This is a genomic window from Streptomyces sp. NPDC085481 (assembly GCF_044541845.1).
Lineage (GTDB): Bacteria > Actinomycetota > Actinomycetes > Streptomycetales > Streptomycetaceae > Streptomyces.
The window spans coordinates 255389-271204 of the sequence record NZ_JBITTJ010000001.1 but is presented as its reverse complement, the minus strand read 5'-3'; the positions used below and the strand labels follow the sequence as shown (position 1 = coordinate 271204).

Annotated in this window: 14 protein-coding genes; 7 read left to right on the top strand and 7 right to left on the bottom strand. The window is 72.5% G+C overall.

Translation table 11 applies throughout. The annotated features are described in order from the left end of the window. Nucleotides 1-28: 28 nt before the first annotated feature. The 3 genes from ACIGEZ_RS01270 (at nt 29) to ACIGEZ_RS01260 (ending at nt 7331) form a co-directional block, all read left to right on the top strand. A complete protein-coding gene (locus tag ACIGEZ_RS01270) occupies nt 29-757 on the top strand; it encodes a VIT1/CCC1 transporter family protein (protein WP_399824495.1) in 729 nt (242 codons plus the stop codon). Nucleotides 758-1318: 561 nt separating this feature from the next. Next, on the top strand, nt 1319-5878 hold the full coding sequence (gene gltB / locus ACIGEZ_RS01265) for a glutamate synthase large subunit (RefSeq protein ID WP_399824493.1): 4560 nt from the start codon (nt 1319-1321) through the stop codon (nt 5876-5878). Next, entirely contained in the window at nt 5871-7331 is a 1461-nt protein-coding gene (locus ACIGEZ_RS01260; protein WP_399824491.1) for a glutamate synthase subunit beta, read from the top strand. Before gltB ends, ACIGEZ_RS01260 begins: the two co-directional genes overlap by 8 nt. A 161-nt stretch (nt 7332-7492) precedes the next feature. Here the strand turns inward: ACIGEZ_RS01260 and ACIGEZ_RS01255 are convergent, their stop codons facing one another. The 5 genes from ACIGEZ_RS01255 to ACIGEZ_RS01235 form a co-directional block, all read right to left on the bottom strand. After that, on the bottom strand, nt 7493-7945 hold the full coding sequence (locus tag ACIGEZ_RS01255) for a hypothetical protein (RefSeq protein WP_399824490.1): 453 nt from the start codon (nt 7943-7945) through the stop codon (nt 7493-7495). Next, nucleotides 7942-8412 carry a hypothetical protein gene (locus ACIGEZ_RS01250; protein WP_399824488.1) on the bottom strand — a complete coding sequence of 157 codons (471 nt, stop codon included), beginning with the start codon at nt 8410-8412 and terminating at the stop codon, nt 7942-7944. Before ACIGEZ_RS01250 ends, ACIGEZ_RS01255 begins: the two co-directional genes overlap by 4 nt. A gap of 88 nt (nt 8413-8500) precedes the next feature. Continuing rightward, entirely contained in the window at nt 8501-9373 is an 873-nt protein-coding gene (locus tag ACIGEZ_RS01245; RefSeq protein WP_399824487.1) for an alpha/beta hydrolase, read from the bottom strand. Next, nucleotides 9370-10095, bottom strand: coding sequence for an SDR family NAD(P)-dependent oxidoreductase (locus tag ACIGEZ_RS01240; RefSeq protein WP_399824485.1), 726 nt, complete (start codon nt 10093-10095; stop codon nt 9370-9372). The genes ACIGEZ_RS01245 and ACIGEZ_RS01240 overlap by 4 nt, the downstream gene beginning before the upstream one ends. Then, a complete protein-coding gene (locus tag ACIGEZ_RS01235) occupies nt 10092-11219 on the bottom strand; it encodes an LLM class flavin-dependent oxidoreductase (protein ID WP_399824484.1) in 1128 nt (375 codons plus the stop codon). The genes ACIGEZ_RS01240 and ACIGEZ_RS01235 overlap by 4 nt, the downstream gene beginning before the upstream one ends. A 116-nt stretch (nt 11220-11335) precedes the next feature. Between ACIGEZ_RS01235 and ACIGEZ_RS01230 the strand changes: the two genes are divergently transcribed. The 4 genes from ACIGEZ_RS01230 to ACIGEZ_RS01215 all read left to right on the top strand — a co-directional run bounded on the left by ACIGEZ_RS01230 (nt 11336) and on the right by ACIGEZ_RS01215 (nt 13690). Continuing rightward, nucleotides 11336-11920 (top strand): helix-turn-helix transcriptional regulator, encoded by a 585-nt coding sequence (locus ACIGEZ_RS01230; protein WP_399824482.1) that lies wholly within the window; start codon nt 11336-11338, stop codon nt 11918-11920. Further along, on the top strand, nt 11911-12660 hold the full coding sequence (locus tag ACIGEZ_RS01225; RefSeq protein WP_399824481.1) for a vWA domain-containing protein: 750 nt from the start codon (nt 11911-11913) through the stop codon (nt 12658-12660). The genes ACIGEZ_RS01230 and ACIGEZ_RS01225 overlap by 10 nt, the downstream gene beginning before the upstream one ends. A 60-nt stretch (nt 12661-12720) precedes the next feature. Then, on the top strand, nt 12721-13098 hold the full coding sequence (locus ACIGEZ_RS01220; RefSeq protein WP_399824480.1) for a VOC family protein: 378 nt from the start codon (nt 12721-12723) through the stop codon (nt 13096-13098). 73 nt (nt 13099-13171) lie between these two features. Beyond that, the gene (locus ACIGEZ_RS01215; protein ID WP_399824478.1) at nt 13172-13690 is read left to right on the top strand and encodes a pyridoxamine 5'-phosphate oxidase family protein; all 519 of its coding nucleotides are present in this window, start codon (nt 13172-13174) and stop codon (nt 13688-13690) included. Here ACIGEZ_RS01215 and ACIGEZ_RS01210 read toward each other — a convergent pair. Together ACIGEZ_RS01210 and ACIGEZ_RS01205 are read right to left on the bottom strand one after the other, a co-directional pair. Next, on the bottom strand, nt 13685-14668 hold the full coding sequence (locus tag ACIGEZ_RS01210; protein WP_399824476.1) for an acyl-CoA dehydrogenase family protein: 984 nt from the start codon (nt 14666-14668) through the stop codon (nt 13685-13687). The genes ACIGEZ_RS01215 and ACIGEZ_RS01210 overlap by 6 nt on opposite strands. Continuing rightward, entirely contained in the window at nt 14668-15813 is a 1146-nt protein-coding gene (locus ACIGEZ_RS01205) for an acyl-CoA dehydrogenase family protein (protein ID WP_399824475.1), read from the bottom strand. The genes ACIGEZ_RS01210 and ACIGEZ_RS01205 overlap by 1 nt, the downstream gene beginning before the upstream one ends. Between the last annotated feature and the right edge of the window lie 3 nt (nt 15814-15816).

Below are 15816 nucleotides of genomic sequence, written 5' to 3'. Positions count from 1 at the left end.
GAACCCGCAGGAAAGACAGGGGAGAAGCATGTCCATCATCGAAGCCGTCGCACCACTTCACGAGGCGCACCGCGACAACCACACCCACCGTGACGTCAACGGCGGCTGGCTGCGCCCCGCGGTCTTCGGCGCGATGGACGGACTCGTCTCCAACCTGGCACTCATGACCGGTGTCGCCGGCGGCGCCGTCTCCTCGCAGACCGTCGTCATCACCGGCCTCGCCGGACTCGCGGCCGGTGCCTTCTCGATGGCCGCCGGCGAGTACACCTCCGTCGCCTCGCAGCGCGAGCTCGTCCAGGCCGAACTGGACGTCGAACGTCGTCAGTTGCGCAAGCACCCGATCGACGAGATGGAGGAGCTGGCCGCGCTCTACGTCTCCCGTGGCGTCGAGCCCGCGCTCGCCCGCGAGGTCGCGATGCAGCTGTCGCGCGACCCGGAGCAGGCGCTGGAGATCCACGCCCGCGAGGAGCTGGGCATCGACCCCGACGACCTGCCGTCGCCGATGGTCGCCGCGGTGTCGTCGTTCGGCTCGTTCGCGCTCGGCGCGCTGCTGCCCGTACTGCCGTATCTGCTCGGGGCGACCGCGCTGTGGCCGGCCGTGCTGCTCGCGCTGCTCGGGCTGTTCGCCTGCGGCGCCCTGGTCGCCCGGGTCACCGCCCGCAGCTGGTGGTTCAGCGGGCTGCGCCAGCTCGTCCTCGGCGGCGCCGCCGCGGCCGTCACCTACGGACTCGGCATGCTCTTCGGTGCGGCGGTGTAGCGGTCGTGCCGTACCCCGTTGGGCCTGAGCGGCCCCGGCGGGACCTCCAGCCCTCCCGTACCCCTTCGGCCTGAGCGGCCCCTACAGGGCCTCCGGATTCCCCGGAGGCCCTTTCCCGTGCCCCCGGCACGTACCCCGGGCAGGTAGGAACGCACGGACGCCGGCCCCTGTCTCTGTGACGTATATCCCTGAGCGGATCCGGCCTTCCGGTGCGACACTATGCACAGCGCCACATAACTAGCCGGTTACTCGGCGGTTTCGGATCCCGGACCACCGGGCATGAGGCGTAAGCGCCGCGGGCAATGAAGCCCGCTCTTGCGACGGGTCGCCGGAGACCCCCGGAACATCGAGCCGTCCCTCACGGAAACACCGGGAAACCCCGTAGTTGCCGTGCCCCACAGCTGAACCACACGACACCGCCCGTATCGGCGGTGTCCGCATGCTGGAATGAGCTATCCACTTTCCGAGAAGCCAGCCATCATGTAACCTGCACGAAATTTCGCGGAGGGCCAACGTCGTCCCTCGGCTGCTGCATATGCCACGACGACGACGGGAGAGCCGATGCGTTCCGACGCCTGGTCGCCCATGGACGGTCGCCCCGCCCCGCAGGGGATGTACGACCCCCGTAACGAACACGACGCCTGTGGTGTCGGGTTCGTGGCCACCCTCACCGGTGTAGCCAGCCACACGCTGGTCGAGCAGGCGCTGACCGTACTGCGCAACCTCGAGCACCGCGGCGCCACCGGCTCCGAGCCCGACTCGGGAGACGGCGCCGGCATCCTGTTCCAGGTCCCGGACGCGTTCCTGCGCGAGGTCACCGGATTCGCCCTTCCCGACGCCGGCTCCTACGCCGTCGGCATCGCCTTCCTTCCCGCAGACGGCTCCGCACAGGCCGTCTCGCGGATCGAGACGATCGCCGCCGAAGAGGGCCTGGACGTCCTCGGCTGGCGCGAGGTCCCCGTCGCCCCCGAGCTGCTCGGCGCCTCCGCCCGCAGCACCATGCCGGTCTTCCGCCAGCTGTTCGTGGCGGACGGCGAGAACGCGGGCATCGCGCTCGACCGCAAGGCCTTCGTCCTGCGCAAGCGCGCCGAGCGCGAGGCCGGGACCTACTTCCCGTCGCTCTCCGCCCGCACCATCGTCTACAAGGGCATGCTGACCACCGGCCAGCTCGAGCCCTTCTTCCCGGACCTGTCGGACCGCCGCTGCGCCTCCGCCGTGGCCCTGGTCCACTCCCGGTTCTCCACCAACACCTTCCCGAGCTGGCCGCTGGCCCACCCGTACCGCTTCGTCGCCCACAACGGTGAGATCAACACCGTCAAGGGCAACCGGAACTGGATGACCGCCCGCGAGGCCCAGCTCGTCTCGGACGTGTTCGGCGAGGGCGAGCTGGAGCGGATCTTCCCGATCTGCACCCCCGACGCCTCGGACTCCGCCTCCTTCGACGAGGTCCTGGAGCTGCTCCACCTCGGCGGCCGCTCGCTGCCGCACGCGGTCCTGATGATGGTCCCCGAGGCGTGGGAGAACCACGACTCCATGGACCCGGCCCGCCGCGCCTTCTACCAGTACCACTCCACGATGATGGAGCCCTGGGACGGCCCCGCCTGCGTCACCTTCACCGACGGCACCCAGGTCGGCGCGGTCCTCGACCGCAACGGTCTGCGCCCCGGCCGCTACTGGGTCACCGACGAGGGCCTCGTCGTGCTCTCCTCCGAGGTCGGCGTCCTCGACATCGACCCCGCCAGGGTCGTCCGCAAGGGCCGCCTCCAGCCCGGCAAGATGTTCCTCGTCGACACCGCCGAGCACCGCATCATCGAGGACGACGAGATCAAGGCCGGCCTCGCCGCCGAGAAGCCGTACGCGGAGTGGCTGGAGGCCGGCGAGATCGAGCTCTCCGACCTCCCCGAGCGTGAGCACATCGTGCACACCCACGCCTCGGTCACCCGCCGCCAGCAGACCTTCGGCTACACCGAGGAGGAGCTCCGCGTCATCCTCGCCCCGATGGCCCGCACCGGCGCCGAGCCGATCGGCTCCATGGGTACGGACTCGCCGATCGCGGCCCTGTCCGAGCGCCCCCGGCTGCTCTTCGACTACTTCACCCAGCTCTTCGCGCAGGTCACCAACCCGCCGCTGGACGCCATCCGGGAGGAGCTCGTCACCTCCCTGCGCTCCTCGCTCGGCCCGCAGGGCAACCTGCTCGACCCGACCTCCGCGTCGTGTCGCAGCGTCACCCTGCCCTTCCCGGTGATCGACAACGACGAGCTGGCCAAGCTCATCCACATCAACGCCGACGGCGACATGCCCGGCATGAAGGCCGTGACGCTCTCCGGCCTCTACCGGGTCTCCGGCGGCGGCGACGCGCTCGCCGCCCGCATCGAGGAGATCTGCGCCGAGACCGACGCGGCGATCGAGGGCGGGGCCCACCTCCTCGTCCTCTCCGACCGGCACTCCGACGCCGAGCACGCGCCGATCCCGTCGCTGCTGCTCACCGCGGCCGTCCACCACCACCTCATCCGCACCAAGCAGCGCACCCAGGTGGGCCTGCTCGTCGAGGCCGGTGACGTCCGCGAGGTCCACCACGTCGCCCTGCTCATCGGCTACGGCGCCGCCGCCGTCAACCCGTACCTCGCCATGGAGACCGTCGAGGACCTGGTCCGCGCCGGCACCTTCATCGAGGGCCTGGAGCCCGAGCAGGCCATCCGCAACCTGATCTACGCCCTCGGCAAGGGCGTCCTGAAGGTCATGTCCAAGATGGGCATCTCCACCGTCGCCTCCTACCGCGGCGCCCAGGTCTTCGAGGCCGTCGGCCTCGACACCGCCTTCGTCGAGAAGTACTTCAACGGCACCGCCACCAAGATCGGCGGCGCCGGCCTCGACGTCGTCGCCAAGGAGGTCGCCGCCCGCCACGCCAAGGCGTACCCCGCCACCGGCGTCCCCTCGGCGCACCGCGCCCTGGACATCGGCGGCGAGTACCAGTGGCGCCGCGAGGGCGAGCCGCACCTGTTCGACCCGGAGACCGTCTTCCGCCTCCAGCACGCCACGCGCTCCAAGCGGTACGACATCTTCAAGAAGTACACGGAGCGGGTGAACGAGCAGTCCGAGCGGCTCATGACGCTCCGCGGCCTGTTCGGCTTCGCGTCCGACCGGGAAGCCATCTCCGTCGACGAGGTCGAGCCGGTCTCCGAGATCGTCAAGCGCTTCTCCACCGGCGCCATGTCGTACGGATCGATCTCCCGCGAGGCCCACGAGACCCTCGCCATCGCCATGAACCAGCTGGGCGGCAAGTCCAACACCGGTGAGGGCGGCGAGGACCCGGACCGCCTCTACGACCCGGCGCGCCGCTCCGCGATCAAGCAGGTCGCCTCCGGCCGCTTCGGCGTGACGAGCGAGTACCTGGTCAACGCGGACGACATCCAGATCAAGATGGCCCAGGGCGCCAAGCCCGGCGAGGGCGGCCAGCTGCCCGGCCACAAGGTCTACCCGTGGGTCGCCAAGACGCGTCACTCGACGCCCGGCGTCGGCCTGATCTCCCCGCCGCCGCACCACGACATCTACTCCATCGAGGACCTGGCCCAGCTGATCCACGACCTCAAGAACGCCAACCCGGCCGCCCGCATCCACGTGAAGCTGGTCTCCGAGGTCGGCGTCGGCACGGTCGCCGCCGGTGTCTCCAAGGCCCACGCGGACGTCGTCCTCATCTCCGGCCACGACGGCGGTACGGGCGCTTCGCCGCTCACGAGCCTCAAGCACGCGGGCGGTCCCTGGGAGCTCGGCCTCGCCGAGACCCAGCAGACGCTGCTGCTCAACGGCCTGCGCGACCGGATCGTCGTCCAGACCGACGGCCAGCTCAAGACCGGCCGCGACGTCGTCATCGCCGCGCTGCTCGGCGCCGAGGAGTTCGGTTTCGCGACCGCGCCGCTCGTCGTCTCCGGCTGCGTCATGATGCGCGTCTGCCACCTGGACACCTGCCCGGTCGGCATCGCCACGCAGAACCCGGTCCTGCGCGACCGCTTCTCCGGCAAGGCCGAGTTCGTCGTCAACTTCTTCCGGTTCATCGCCGAAGAGGTCCGCGAGATCCTCGCCGAGCTGGGCTTCCGCACCCTGGAGGAGGCGGTCGGCCACGCCGAGCTGCTCGACACCAGCCGCGCGGTCTCCCACTGGAAGGCGCAGGGCCTGGACCTGGAGCCGCTGTTCCACGTGCCGGCGCTGCCCGAGGGCGCGGTCCGCCACGCCCTGGTCGAGCAGGACCACGGCCTGGAGAAGGCCCTCGACAACGAGCTGATCGAGCTCGCCGCCGAGGCCCTGAACGCCGAGTCCGCCGAGGCCGCCCAGCCGGTCCGCGCCCAGGTCGCGATCCGCAACATCAACCGGACGGTCGGCACCATGCTCGGCCACCAGGTGACGAAGAAGTTCGGTGGCGCGGGCCTGCCCGCCGACACCGTCGACATCACCTTCACGGGCTCCGCCGGCCAGTCCTTCGGCGCCTTCCTGCCGGCCGGTGTCACCCTCCGCCTCGAGGGCGACGCCAACGACTACGTCGGCAAGGGCCTCTCCGGCGGCCGCGTGATCGTCCGCCCGGACCGGGGCGCCGACCACCTGGCCGAGTACTCCACCATCGCGGGCAACACCATCGCGTACGGAGCCACCGGCGGCGAGCTGTTCCTGCGCGGCCGCACCGGCGAGCGCTTCTGCGTCCGCAACTCCGGCGCGCTGGTCGTCTCGGAGGGCGTGGGCGACCACGGCTGCGAGTACATGACCGGCGGCCAGGCGGTCGTCCTGGGCGAGACGGGCCGCAACTTCGCGGCCGGCATGTCCGGCGGCGTCGCGTACGTCATCGACCTCGACCGGGACAACGTCAACTCCGGCAACCTGGGCGCCGTCGAGGCCCTGTCGGACACCGACAAGGCGTGGCTGCACGACGTGGTGCGCCGCCACCAGGAGGAGACGGCCTCGACCGTCGCCGAGAAGCTGCTGGCCGACTGGGACACCGCCGCGGCCCGCTTCAGCAAGATCATCCCCACCACGTACAAGGCAGTGCTCGCCGCCAAGGACGCCGCTGAGCTCGCCGGTCTCTCCGAGGCCGAGACCACCGAGAAGATGATGGAGGCGGCGACCCATGGCTGACCCCAAGGGCTTCCTGACCACCGGGCGCGAGGTCGCCAAGACCCGGCCGGTGGGCGAGCGAGTCAAGGACTTCAACGAGGTCTACGTTCCCGGCTCCCTGCTGCCGATCATCAGCAAGCAGGCCGGCCGCTGCATGGACTGCGGCATCCCGTTCTGCCACAACGGCTGCCCGCTGGGGAACCTCATCCCCGAGTGGAACGACTACGCCTACCGCGAGGACTGGTCGGCGGCGTCGGAGCGGCTGCACGCGACCAACAACTTCCCGGAGTTCACCGGCCGCCTGTGCCCGGCTCCGTGCGAGGCGGCGTGCGTGCTCGGCATCAACCAGCCGGCCGTCACCATCAAGAACGTCGAGGTCTCGATCATCGACAAGGCGTGGGACGGCGGCGACGTCCGGCCGCAGGCGCCCGAGCGCCTGTCCGGCAAGACCGTCGCGGTGATCGGCTCCGGCCCGGCGGGTCTCGCCGCCGCGCAGCAGCTGACCCGGGCCGGGCACACCGTGGTCGTGTACGAGCGGGCCGACCGCATCGGCGGTCTGCTGCGCTACGGCATCCCCGAGTTCAAGATGGAGAAGCGGCACATCAACCGCCGCATCGAGCAGATGCGCGCGGAGGGCACCAAGTTCCGCACCGGCATCGAGATCGGCCGCGACCTGACCGCGACGGACCTGCGCAAGCGGTTCGACGCCGTCGTCGTCGCCGCCGGCGCCACCACCGCCCGCGACCTGCCCGTCCCGGGCCGTGAGTTCAAGGGCGTGTACCAGGCGATGGAGTACCTGCCGCTCGCCAACAAGGTCGTCGAGGGCGACTTCGTGTCCTCGCCGATCTCGGCCGAGGGCAAGCACGTCGTCGTCATCGGCGGCGGCGACACCGGCGCCGACTGCGTCGGTACGGCGCACCGCCAGGGCGCGGCCTCCGTCACCCAGCTGGAGATCATGCCGCGGCCGGGCGAGGAGCGGAACCCGGGCCAGCCCTGGCCGACCTTCCCCATGCTGTACAAGGTCACCTCGGCGCACGAGGAGGGCGGCGAGCGGGTCTACTCCGTCTCCACCACCCACTTCGAGGGCGACGACGAGGGCAACGTCCAGTTCCTGCACCTGGTCGAGGTCGAGTTCGTCGACGGCAAGCCGACCCAGAAGCCGGGCACGGAGCGCAGGATCCCCGCCCAGCTGGTCACCCTCGCGATGGGCTTCACCGGCACGGACGTGGAGAACGGCCTGGTCGGGCAGTTTGGTCTGGACCTCGACGAGCGGGGTAACATCGCCCGTGACGCGGACTTCGCCACCAATGTCGATGGCGTCTTCGTCGCCGGTGACGCCGGCCGCGGTCAGTCGCTGATCGTCTGGGCCATCGCCGAGGGCCGCTCGGCCGCCCGTGGCGTGGACCGCTACCTGACGGGCGCCAGCTCCCTGCCGGCCCCGATCCGCCCGACGGACCGTGCACTGACGGTCTGACCGGCCGGAACCACCCCACAGACGTCCCGTACAACGACGTGCGGAACTGAGCGCGGCGCTCGCCCCACCTGTCCCCGACCGGACGAACTGGGCGAGCGCCGCGGCGCGTCCGGCCCGCCGGCCGGTGCCCCGGCCCCGAGCCGGGCCGGGGCGGGGCGACGTCACGTGGCGCCGGGCACGATCCAGGTCACCAGCGCGGCCGCCGCCACCGCGAGCACGGCGACGAGCCCGAGCCAGCGGGCCCAGTCGGTCATCCGCCGTACGGTACGAGCGCGATCCCGCTCGTAGCGCAGGATCTGTACGGCCCCGAGCGGCCGGGTCCGGCCGGGCCGCTCGTGGACGGCGGACACCATCATCCAGGACGCCGTGATCAGCAGCAGGAACGCCCCGGAGAGCAGCCCGATCACGGTCCACTTCGGCCCCGCCGTCAGCTTGCCCAGATTCTCCTGCCCCTTCAGCACGAAGATCACGGTGAGCAGCCCGGTGAGGGTGGTGAGGAAGTTGCGGTACCCCTCCGCCTGCTGAAGCGCGGCCTTCAGCTGCTGCGGCGGGGAGGCCATCTCCGCTGCCCGGTCGTCGGCGTCCCGGAGCTGCTCCGGCGTGAACTCGTTCACCGCGGCAGGCCCTGCGGCGGAAACGCGATCCAGAACCCGGCCCCGCACCCGCGCTCCACCCCCTCAGGCCGGTTCACGTGCACGGACGCGCAGGTGCATTTGGTGAACCAGGGCCCGTCGTCCTCCTCCGGCCGCTGCCGCCGGCTGAACGGCCCCTTGGTGGTCGTGTGCTGCCCGTACGGCCAGGACTTCGTCATCACACACCGGCACCCGGGGCACTCGCCGGTCACCTCGTACGACCAGTCGCCCTCACGGCGCAGCTCCCACAGGAAGTATCCGGCGGCCTCGGTGAGGGGTTTGTTCTGCTCGGTGTACGGCACGGATGAGCTCATGGGCGTGGGCCTCCGGTGGCGGTGGTCGGCAATTGCGAGGTCGAAGAGCCGGGCGTACGGCCGGAGCCTGCCCAGGACCTCCTCCTCGGTCAGGTGGGGCTCCTCGGAGCAGAGAACGACGTGATCGGGGTCCACGGTTCCTTCGACGGCGGGGGCGCGGCCGGTGAGCCGCGTGGTGAGAACGATGACACCGCGGGCGAAGGCGCGGGAGGGGCGACGGTCGTCACCGGCTGAGGGCGGACAGCCAGGCGGCCGCCGCGTCCAGTGCTTCGTCCGCCTCCGGGAGCAGGCCCGCGCCGCCCAGGAAGCCGTGGAACATGCCGGTGTGCAGCTGGACCCGGGCCCGCACGCCCGCCGCGGAGAGGCGGCGGGCGTAGGCCAGGCCCTCGTCGCGCAGCGGGTCGCAGTCGGCGAGGACGAGGAGGGCCGGGGGGAGGTCCCTGAGGTCGGCGGCGAGGCCCGGGGAGGCGGCGGCCGGGTCGCCGCCGGGGCCCACGTACTGCTGCCAGTACCAGCGCATGTGGGCCGTGGTGTGGAAGAAGCCCTCGGCGTACGTCCTGGCCGAGGGCCCCTCCAGGCGGTGGTCGAGGACCGGGTAGACCAGGAGCTGTCCCGCCACCGGCGGGCCGCCACGGGCGCGGGCGCGCAGGGCGGCCGCCGCCGCGAGGTTGCCGCCGCTGGAGTCGCCGGCCAGGACGAGCGGGCGGCCCGGGTAGGCGGCGGCCGCCCACTCCAGGGCCGCGTACACGTCGTCCTCGGCGGCGGGGAAGCGGTGTTCGGGGGCGCGGCGGTAGTCGACGGAGACCACGGTGGCGCCGGTACGGGAAGCGAGCGCGCGGCACAGGCGGTCGTGGGTGTCCAGGTCGCACAGCACCCAGCCGCCGCCGTGCGCGAAGACGACGACCGTGTCGGCGGTGCCCTCGTAGCGGCGGACCGGGACGCCGTGCGCCGACGCCCCGGCCGCGGGCGGCAGCTCGCCGAGGTGCGCCCTGGCCGCTGCGCGCAGTGCCGCCGCGCCCGCCTCGGGACGGGGGAAGCCCGCCGACAGGGCGTCGCACAGCGCGCGGGCCGCGGGGGTGAGCGGGTCGGTCGTCACGCCGTCAGCCCCCCGTCCACCGTGAACGCCGCGCCCGTCACGTACGACGACGCGTCCGAGAGAAGGAACGCCACCAGCTCCCCGACCTCCTCCGGCCGGCCCATCCGGCCCAGCGGCACGTGCGACCAGTCCCGGCCCGCTACCGCCGCCGTCATGGGGGTGTCGACGGCGCCGGGATGGACGGAGTTGACGCGGACGCCGTACGGCGCGAGGTCGAGCGCCGAGGACCGGGTGAGGCCGCGGAGCCCGAACTTGGACGAGCCGTAGGCCGCGTGGCCGGCGATCCCGACCAGGCCCGCGGTCGACGAGACGTTCACGATCGAGCCCCCGCCGGCCTCCCGGAGCGCCGGCAGAACCGCCTGGATGCCGAGGAACGGGCCCAACAGGTTGACCCGCAGGAGCAGTTCGAAGTTGTCGTACGTCTCCGACTCCACGGGCGCGGTCCGCCACAGGGCCGCGTTGTTGACCAGCCCGTCGATCCGGCCGAACGACCCCAGGGCCCTGGCCACTGCCGCGCCCCAGTCCTCCGGTGACGTCACGTCGTGGCGGACGAACACCGCCGCGCCGCCGCCCAGTCCGGCGGCCACCGCGCGGCCCTCCTCCTCCCGTACGTCGGTGAGCACGACCCGCGCCCCCTCCGCCACCAGGAGCCGGGCCTCGGCCGCGCCCTGTCCGCGGGCCGCGCCGGTCACGATCACCACCTTGTCCTGGAGGCGGCTCACGACGTCGCCTCCAGCGCGCGGAAGTGGGGGATGACCTTCTCGCCCCACTGGCGGATGGTCTCCATGCAGACGTCCTGGGGCACGGTCCCCATCTGGATCAGGCACATCACCTCGTCGACACCGATCCGCCGCAGCCGTTCCACGTACGCGACGGCCGTGCCGGCGTCCCCGTAGGCGTGGTCGGTGTTGTACGTGCCGGTGTCGACCGGCCGGGCCGGGATGTCCGCCTCGTGCAGCCGGGCCACCAGCTCCCGCCGCTCCCGTTCCAGCGCGCCCGCGTGGTCCTCGTCCTCCGCGTAGCCGGTGGGCGCGGGGGCGCCGCCGTACCAGTGGGCGATGGACTCGGCGAAGAAGCGCTGGCCGCGGGTGCCGAGCCGCAGCGCGCGGGCGGCGTCGTCCAGGACGACGGTCGGGCAGAGCGCGGAGAAGTGGTCGTTGACCTGGGTGGAGACCAGGTGCGAGCCGTCCCGCACGGCGATGGCCTCGTCGTACACCTTGCGCATCGCGCGGACGTCGTCGGCGCCCGCGAACCCCATCACCAGGGCCCCGATGCCGAGTTCGGCGGCGCGCTTGAGGGAGTCGTGCTGGGAGCAGGCCATGAACAGCGGCGGGTGCGGATGCTGCACCGGGCGGGGCAGGACGGCGCCCGGGCCGATGTCGAGGGTGCCGTGCCACTCGAACTCCGGCTCGCGCCAGGCCGCGGCGAGGATCCGCAGCGCCTCCTCCGTCTGCGGGCGGGTGTCGTCGGGGCGGACCCCGAACATCCGCATCTCCTGGCGGGTCGCGCCCCGGCCGGCGCCGATGTCGACCCGGCCGCCGGAGAGCACGTCGAGCATGGCGGCGCGTTCGGCGACCCGGACCGGGTGCTGGTAGCCGAAGGGCATGGTGACCACGCCGTGTCCGATGCGGATGGTGCGGGTGCGGGCGGCGACCCAGGTCAGGAAGATCTCGGACGCGCTCATGTGCGCGTACTGGGTGAGGGAGTGGTGTTCGACCGCCCAGATCCGGTCGAAGCCCATCTCCTCGGCGTGGACGGCCTGTTCGACGCAGTCGCGGATGACCTGGTGTTCGCGGGCGGGCGTGGGGTCGACGAGCTGTGCTTCGAAGATCATCGAGAACTTCACGGGGAGCTCCTCCCGGAACCGATAGGCGAGCGAGTGGATATGCCTCTTCAGAATGCCTAATCGAAATACTTCTAGCAGGCATAGGTGGAGGAGGGAAGGGCCGTAGACTGCCGTCCGTGGTGGACGACGAGAAGGTGCCCGCGCTTCCCGCGACCAGCTGGGCGGTGCTCGGACTGCTCTCCTTCGGGCGGGAGTTGTCCGGCTACGACCTGAAGAAGTGGTCGGACCGGTCGCTGAGCCTGTTCTACTGGAGCCCGTCCTTCAGCCAGATCTACAGCGAGCTCAAGCGCCTGGAGGGGGCCGGTTACGCCACCTCCCGCCTGGTCGCGCCGGAGAGCGGCACCCGCGACAAGCGCGTCTACCGGATCACCGGCGAGGGCCTGGCCGCCGTGCGGACCTGGGCCCGCACCGCCCCCCTCGACCCGCCCGTCCTCAAGCACGGGCCGATGCTGCGGCTCTGGCTCGGTCACCTCGTGGAACCCGACCGGAGCCGCGAGATCCTCGCCGGGCACCGGGAGTTCGCCGAGACCATGCGGCTGCGCGCCGAGGCGGACGTCGCCGACGCCGGGGCGGACGAGGCGTGGGCGTACCCCCTGCTCACCCTCAAGTGGGCCGAGCGGTACTACGCCGCCGAGCGCGACCTGGCCGACGCCATGCTCGCGGACATCGAGGAGCTGGAGAGGAACCGCCCGTGCCCCTGAGCCTGCGCAAGGTCGAGGAGACCGCGCCCGCCCTGGTCAGCCTGTACAAGACGGCCGGGGAGTCGTTGCGGCGGCACGGCATGGGAGACGGCGCGGGCGGGCCGCACGGGCCGGCCGGCGAGCGGGTCGCCGTCTACCTCGTCGTCGACTACTCGGGTTCCATGAAGCCGTACTACGCCGACGGCAGCGTCCAGGCCCTCGCCGACCGGGTGCTCGGGCTCTCGGCGCACCTCGACGACGACGGCCGGGTGCCGGTGGTCTTCTTCTCCACGGACATCGACTGCGAGACCGACATCGCGCTCGCCGACCACCAGGGCCGCGTCGACCGGATCGTCGCGGGCCTCGGCCACATGGGCAAGACCAGCTACCACCTGGCCATGGACGCGGTCATCGACCACTACCTCGACAGCGGCACCCGTGCGCCCGCGCTCGTCGTCTTCCAGACCGACGGCGGGCCGATCAACAAGCTCGCCGCCGAGCGGTACGTGTGCAAGGCGGCCCGGCTGCCGATCTTCTGGCAGTTCGTCGGGTTCGGCGACCCGGACAGCCGCCAGTTCGACTTCCTGCGCCGGCTCGACGAGCTGGCCGTGCCGGCGAAGCGGCCCGTGGACAACGCCGGTTTCTTCCACGCGGGCAAGGACCCGCGCCGGGTCCCGGACGCGGAGCTGTACGACCGGCTCGTCGCCGAGTTCCCGGCCTGGCTCGCCGCCGCCAGGGCCCAGGGCATCGTCCGCGCGTGACGCGCGGGGGCACCGGTAATGGAGTGGTGGGGGGCGGCGCCGCCGCGCGATAGTGACGGCATGACCTCTCTCGTGCGACACGTCACCATCGACTGTTCCGACCCCTACGCCCTGGCCACCTTCTGGAGCCAGGTCCTCGACTCGAAGGTGTCCGACGAAGACCAGCCGGGCGACCCGGAGGTGCTGGTCGAATCGCCGGGCGCCGGCCTGCTCTTCATCCAGGTGCCCGAGAAGAAGTCGGTGAAGAACCGGGTCCACCTCGACGTCCAGCCGCAGGACCGCACCCGCGACGAGGAGGTCGAACGACTCCTCGCGCTCGGCGCCACGCTCGTCGGCGACCACCGCAACCCCGACGGGACGGGCTGGGCGACCCTCGCCGACCCGGAGGGCAACGAGTTCTGCGTGGAGCGCAGCACGGCGGAGCGCGCGCAGGCGTGACGCCGGGCGCGGTGCTGAGCGGTCCGGAGTAATCCGGACAGAAGGCGTCGGGTTTCCGGTGTTCCCTGGAGCCATGGGACACACCGGAACCACCCCGACCGCCGGCTGGGCGGCCTTCGAGGCCGCCGAGCCCGACCTCGCCGCGACCGTGCGCGAGCGCTTCGGGCAGTACACCCACCACGCCCTCGCCACCCTCCGCACGGACGGCTCGCCCAGGCTCAGCGGCATCGAGGCGGACTTCCGCGCCGGCGAACTGTGGCTCGGCATGATGCCGAACTCCCGCAAGGCCCTCGACGTCCGCCGCGACCCCCGGCTCGCCCTCCTCGCCAACCCGGGCGAGGGCACCGGCATGGGCGGCGGCGACGTCCGCGTCTGCGGCCGTGCGGTCGAGATCACCGACCCGGAGAAGCTGGCCTGGTACGCGGACGAGGCCGGCGAGCCGCAGCCGTACCACCTCTTCCGCGTCGAGCTCACGGAGGTCGTCCGGACCTCGGTGGAGGGCGACGAACTCGTCATCCGCACCTGGTCGCCGGGACGACGGCTCCGTACGATCCGACGCGGCAACGACGAGAGCCCGCCCAGGGAGTCATGAGGACGCGGCGATGACCTCGGCCCGGCACCAGGACGGCGTGCCCCAGGCGTCGCGCAGGGGGCGGGCCTTGCGGAGCCAGAGGGAGAGGTCGAGTTCTTCGGTGTAGCCGAGCGCGCCGTGGATCTGCAGGGCGGTGCCGGCCGCCGCGTACGCGGCCTCACCGGCCGTCGCCTTGGCCGCCGCGAGATCGGCGCGCTCGAAGGTGAGCGCCGCTCCGAAGACGAGCGGGCGGGCGAATTCCAGGGCGACCAGGGTGTCCGCGAGGCGGTGCTTGACCGCCTGGAAGGAGCCGATCGGCGCGCCGAACTGGGTGCGCTGCCTCGCGTAGGTCACCGTGCGGTCCAGGAGCGCGAGCCCCACCCCGAGCGACTGCGCGGCCGTCGCGAGCAGCGCCCAGCGCCGGGCCGCCCGGGCCGCCGCGACCACGGCGGGGCCGGCCGCGAGCCGTTCCCCGCCGGGGGCGGGCCGCGCGAGGCGTCGTACCGGGTCGGAGGAGATGCGGAGGCCCCCGTGGCCGGGGGCGAGGCGCAGCTCCTCGCCGTCCACCACCAGGAGCACGTCGGCCGCGTCCGGATCCAGGGCGAGGGCGTCCGGGGCGAGGGCCAGCGTCGCCGTCGCCGCGCCCCCCACCAGCCCCGGCAGGAGCCGCTTCGCCGGGACGGGCTCGCCCAGCTCGGCCAGCTCCGCGAGCAGGGCCGTCGCCGCGACCGTCTCCACCAGCGGGCCCGGCACCGCGTGGCGGCCCGACTCGACCAAGGCGTGGGCCAGTTCGACGGGGAGCGGGCCCACGCCCTCGTACGCCTCGGGAGCCGCGAGCGCGAAGACGCCCGCCTCCCCGAGCCGCCGCCACACCGCGCGCCCGGGTCCCGGGTCGCCCGCGGCCCAGGCCCGTATCGCGAGGGGCGTGTCCGCCGCGGAGAGCATCGCGTCCAGGGAGCGAGCGAAGTCCCGCTGCTCGTCGGTCGGCAGAAAACGCATCAGCGGCGGCCCTTCGGGAGGCCGAGCAGCCGCTCGGCGATGATGTCGCGCTGGATCTCGTTGGTGCCGGCGTAGATCGGGCCGGCGAGCGAGAAGACGTGGCCCTCGGCCCACTCGGTGTCGGCCAGCTCGCCCTCGGCGCCGAGGAGGTCGAGCGCCGTCTCGTGCAACGCGATGTCGTAGCCCGACCAGAACACCTTGTTGAGGCTGGATTCCGCCCCGGTGCTCCCGCCCGCCGCGAAGCGCGAGGCTCCCGCGGCCGTGAAGAGCTGGTAGGCGCGGGCCCCGATCACCGCGTCCGCCACCCGGTCCCGCAGTGCGGTCCCGCCCGCCTCCCCCCGCTCGTGCCACAGCCGTACGAGCCGGTCCGCCGCGGCCAGGAAGCGGCCCGGGGAGCGCAGCGTGAGGCCCCGCTCGTTGCCCGTCGTGGACATCGCGATCCGCCAGCCCTGCCCGGGCTCGCCGATGACGTCCTCGTCGGGTACGAACACCTCGTCCAGGAAGAGTTCGGCGAAGGCCGGCTTGCCGTCGAGCCGCCCGATGGGCCGTACGGTCACGCCGGGCGCGCGCAGGTCGAACATCAGATACGTCAGGCCCCGGTGCGGCCGGCCGGCGTCCGGGTCGCTGCGGAAGAGGCCGAAGGCGCGGTCGGCGAAGGCGGCCCGCGAGGACCAGGTCTTCTGCCCGGAGAGCAGCCAGCCACCGTCCGTGGGGACCGCCCGCGAGGTCAGCGAGGCGAGGTCGGAGCCGGCCTCCGGCTCGGACCAGGCCTGCGCCCAGATCGTCTCGCCGGTCGCCATCGACGGCAGGACGCGGGCCCGTTGTTCCTCGGTGGCGAAGTCGAAGAGCGTGGGAGCGAGCAGGTTGATGCCGTTCTGCGACACCCGGCCGGGCGCCCCCGCCGCGTAGTACTCCTCCTCGAAGACCAGCCAGCGGAAGATGTCGGCGTCCCGGCCGCCGTAGCGCTCCGGCCAGGAGACCACCGACCAGCGGTCCGCGGCGAGTTCGGCCTCCCAGGCGCGGTGCGCGGCGAAGCCCTCCCCGGTCTCCAGGGACGGCAGCGGCACGGCGGGCACATGGTCGCGCAGCCAGGCGCGGGCCTCGGCGCGGAAGGCGTGCTCCTCGGCGGTGTACGAGAGGTCCATCGG

Coding starts and splice junctions, on each gene's coding strand:
- ACIGEZ_RS01270 (WP_399824495.1), top strand. CDS start 29: ATGTCCATCATCGAAGCCGTCGCACCACTTCACGAGGCGCACCGCGAC.
- gltB (WP_399824493.1), top strand. CDS start 1,319: ATGCGTTCCGACGCCTGGTCGCCCATGGACGGTCGCCCCGCCCCGCAG.
- ACIGEZ_RS01260 (WP_399824491.1), top strand. CDS start 5,871: ATGGCTGACCCCAAGGGCTTCCTGACCACCGGGCGCGAGGTCGCCAAG.
- ACIGEZ_RS01220 (WP_399824480.1), top strand. CDS start 12,721: ATGACCTCTCTCGTGCGACACGTCACCATCGACTGTTCCGACCCCTAC.
- ACIGEZ_RS01215 (WP_399824478.1), top strand. CDS start 13,172: ATGGGACACACCGGAACCACCCCGACCGCCGGCTGGGCGGCCTTCGAG.
- ACIGEZ_RS01210 (WP_399824476.1), bottom strand. CDS start 14,668: ATGCGTTTTCTGCCGACCGACGAGCAGCGGGACTTCGCTCGCTCCCTG.
- ACIGEZ_RS01205 (WP_399824475.1), bottom strand. CDS start 15,813: ATGGACCTCTCGTACACCGCCGAGGAGCACGCCTTCCGCGCCGAGGCC.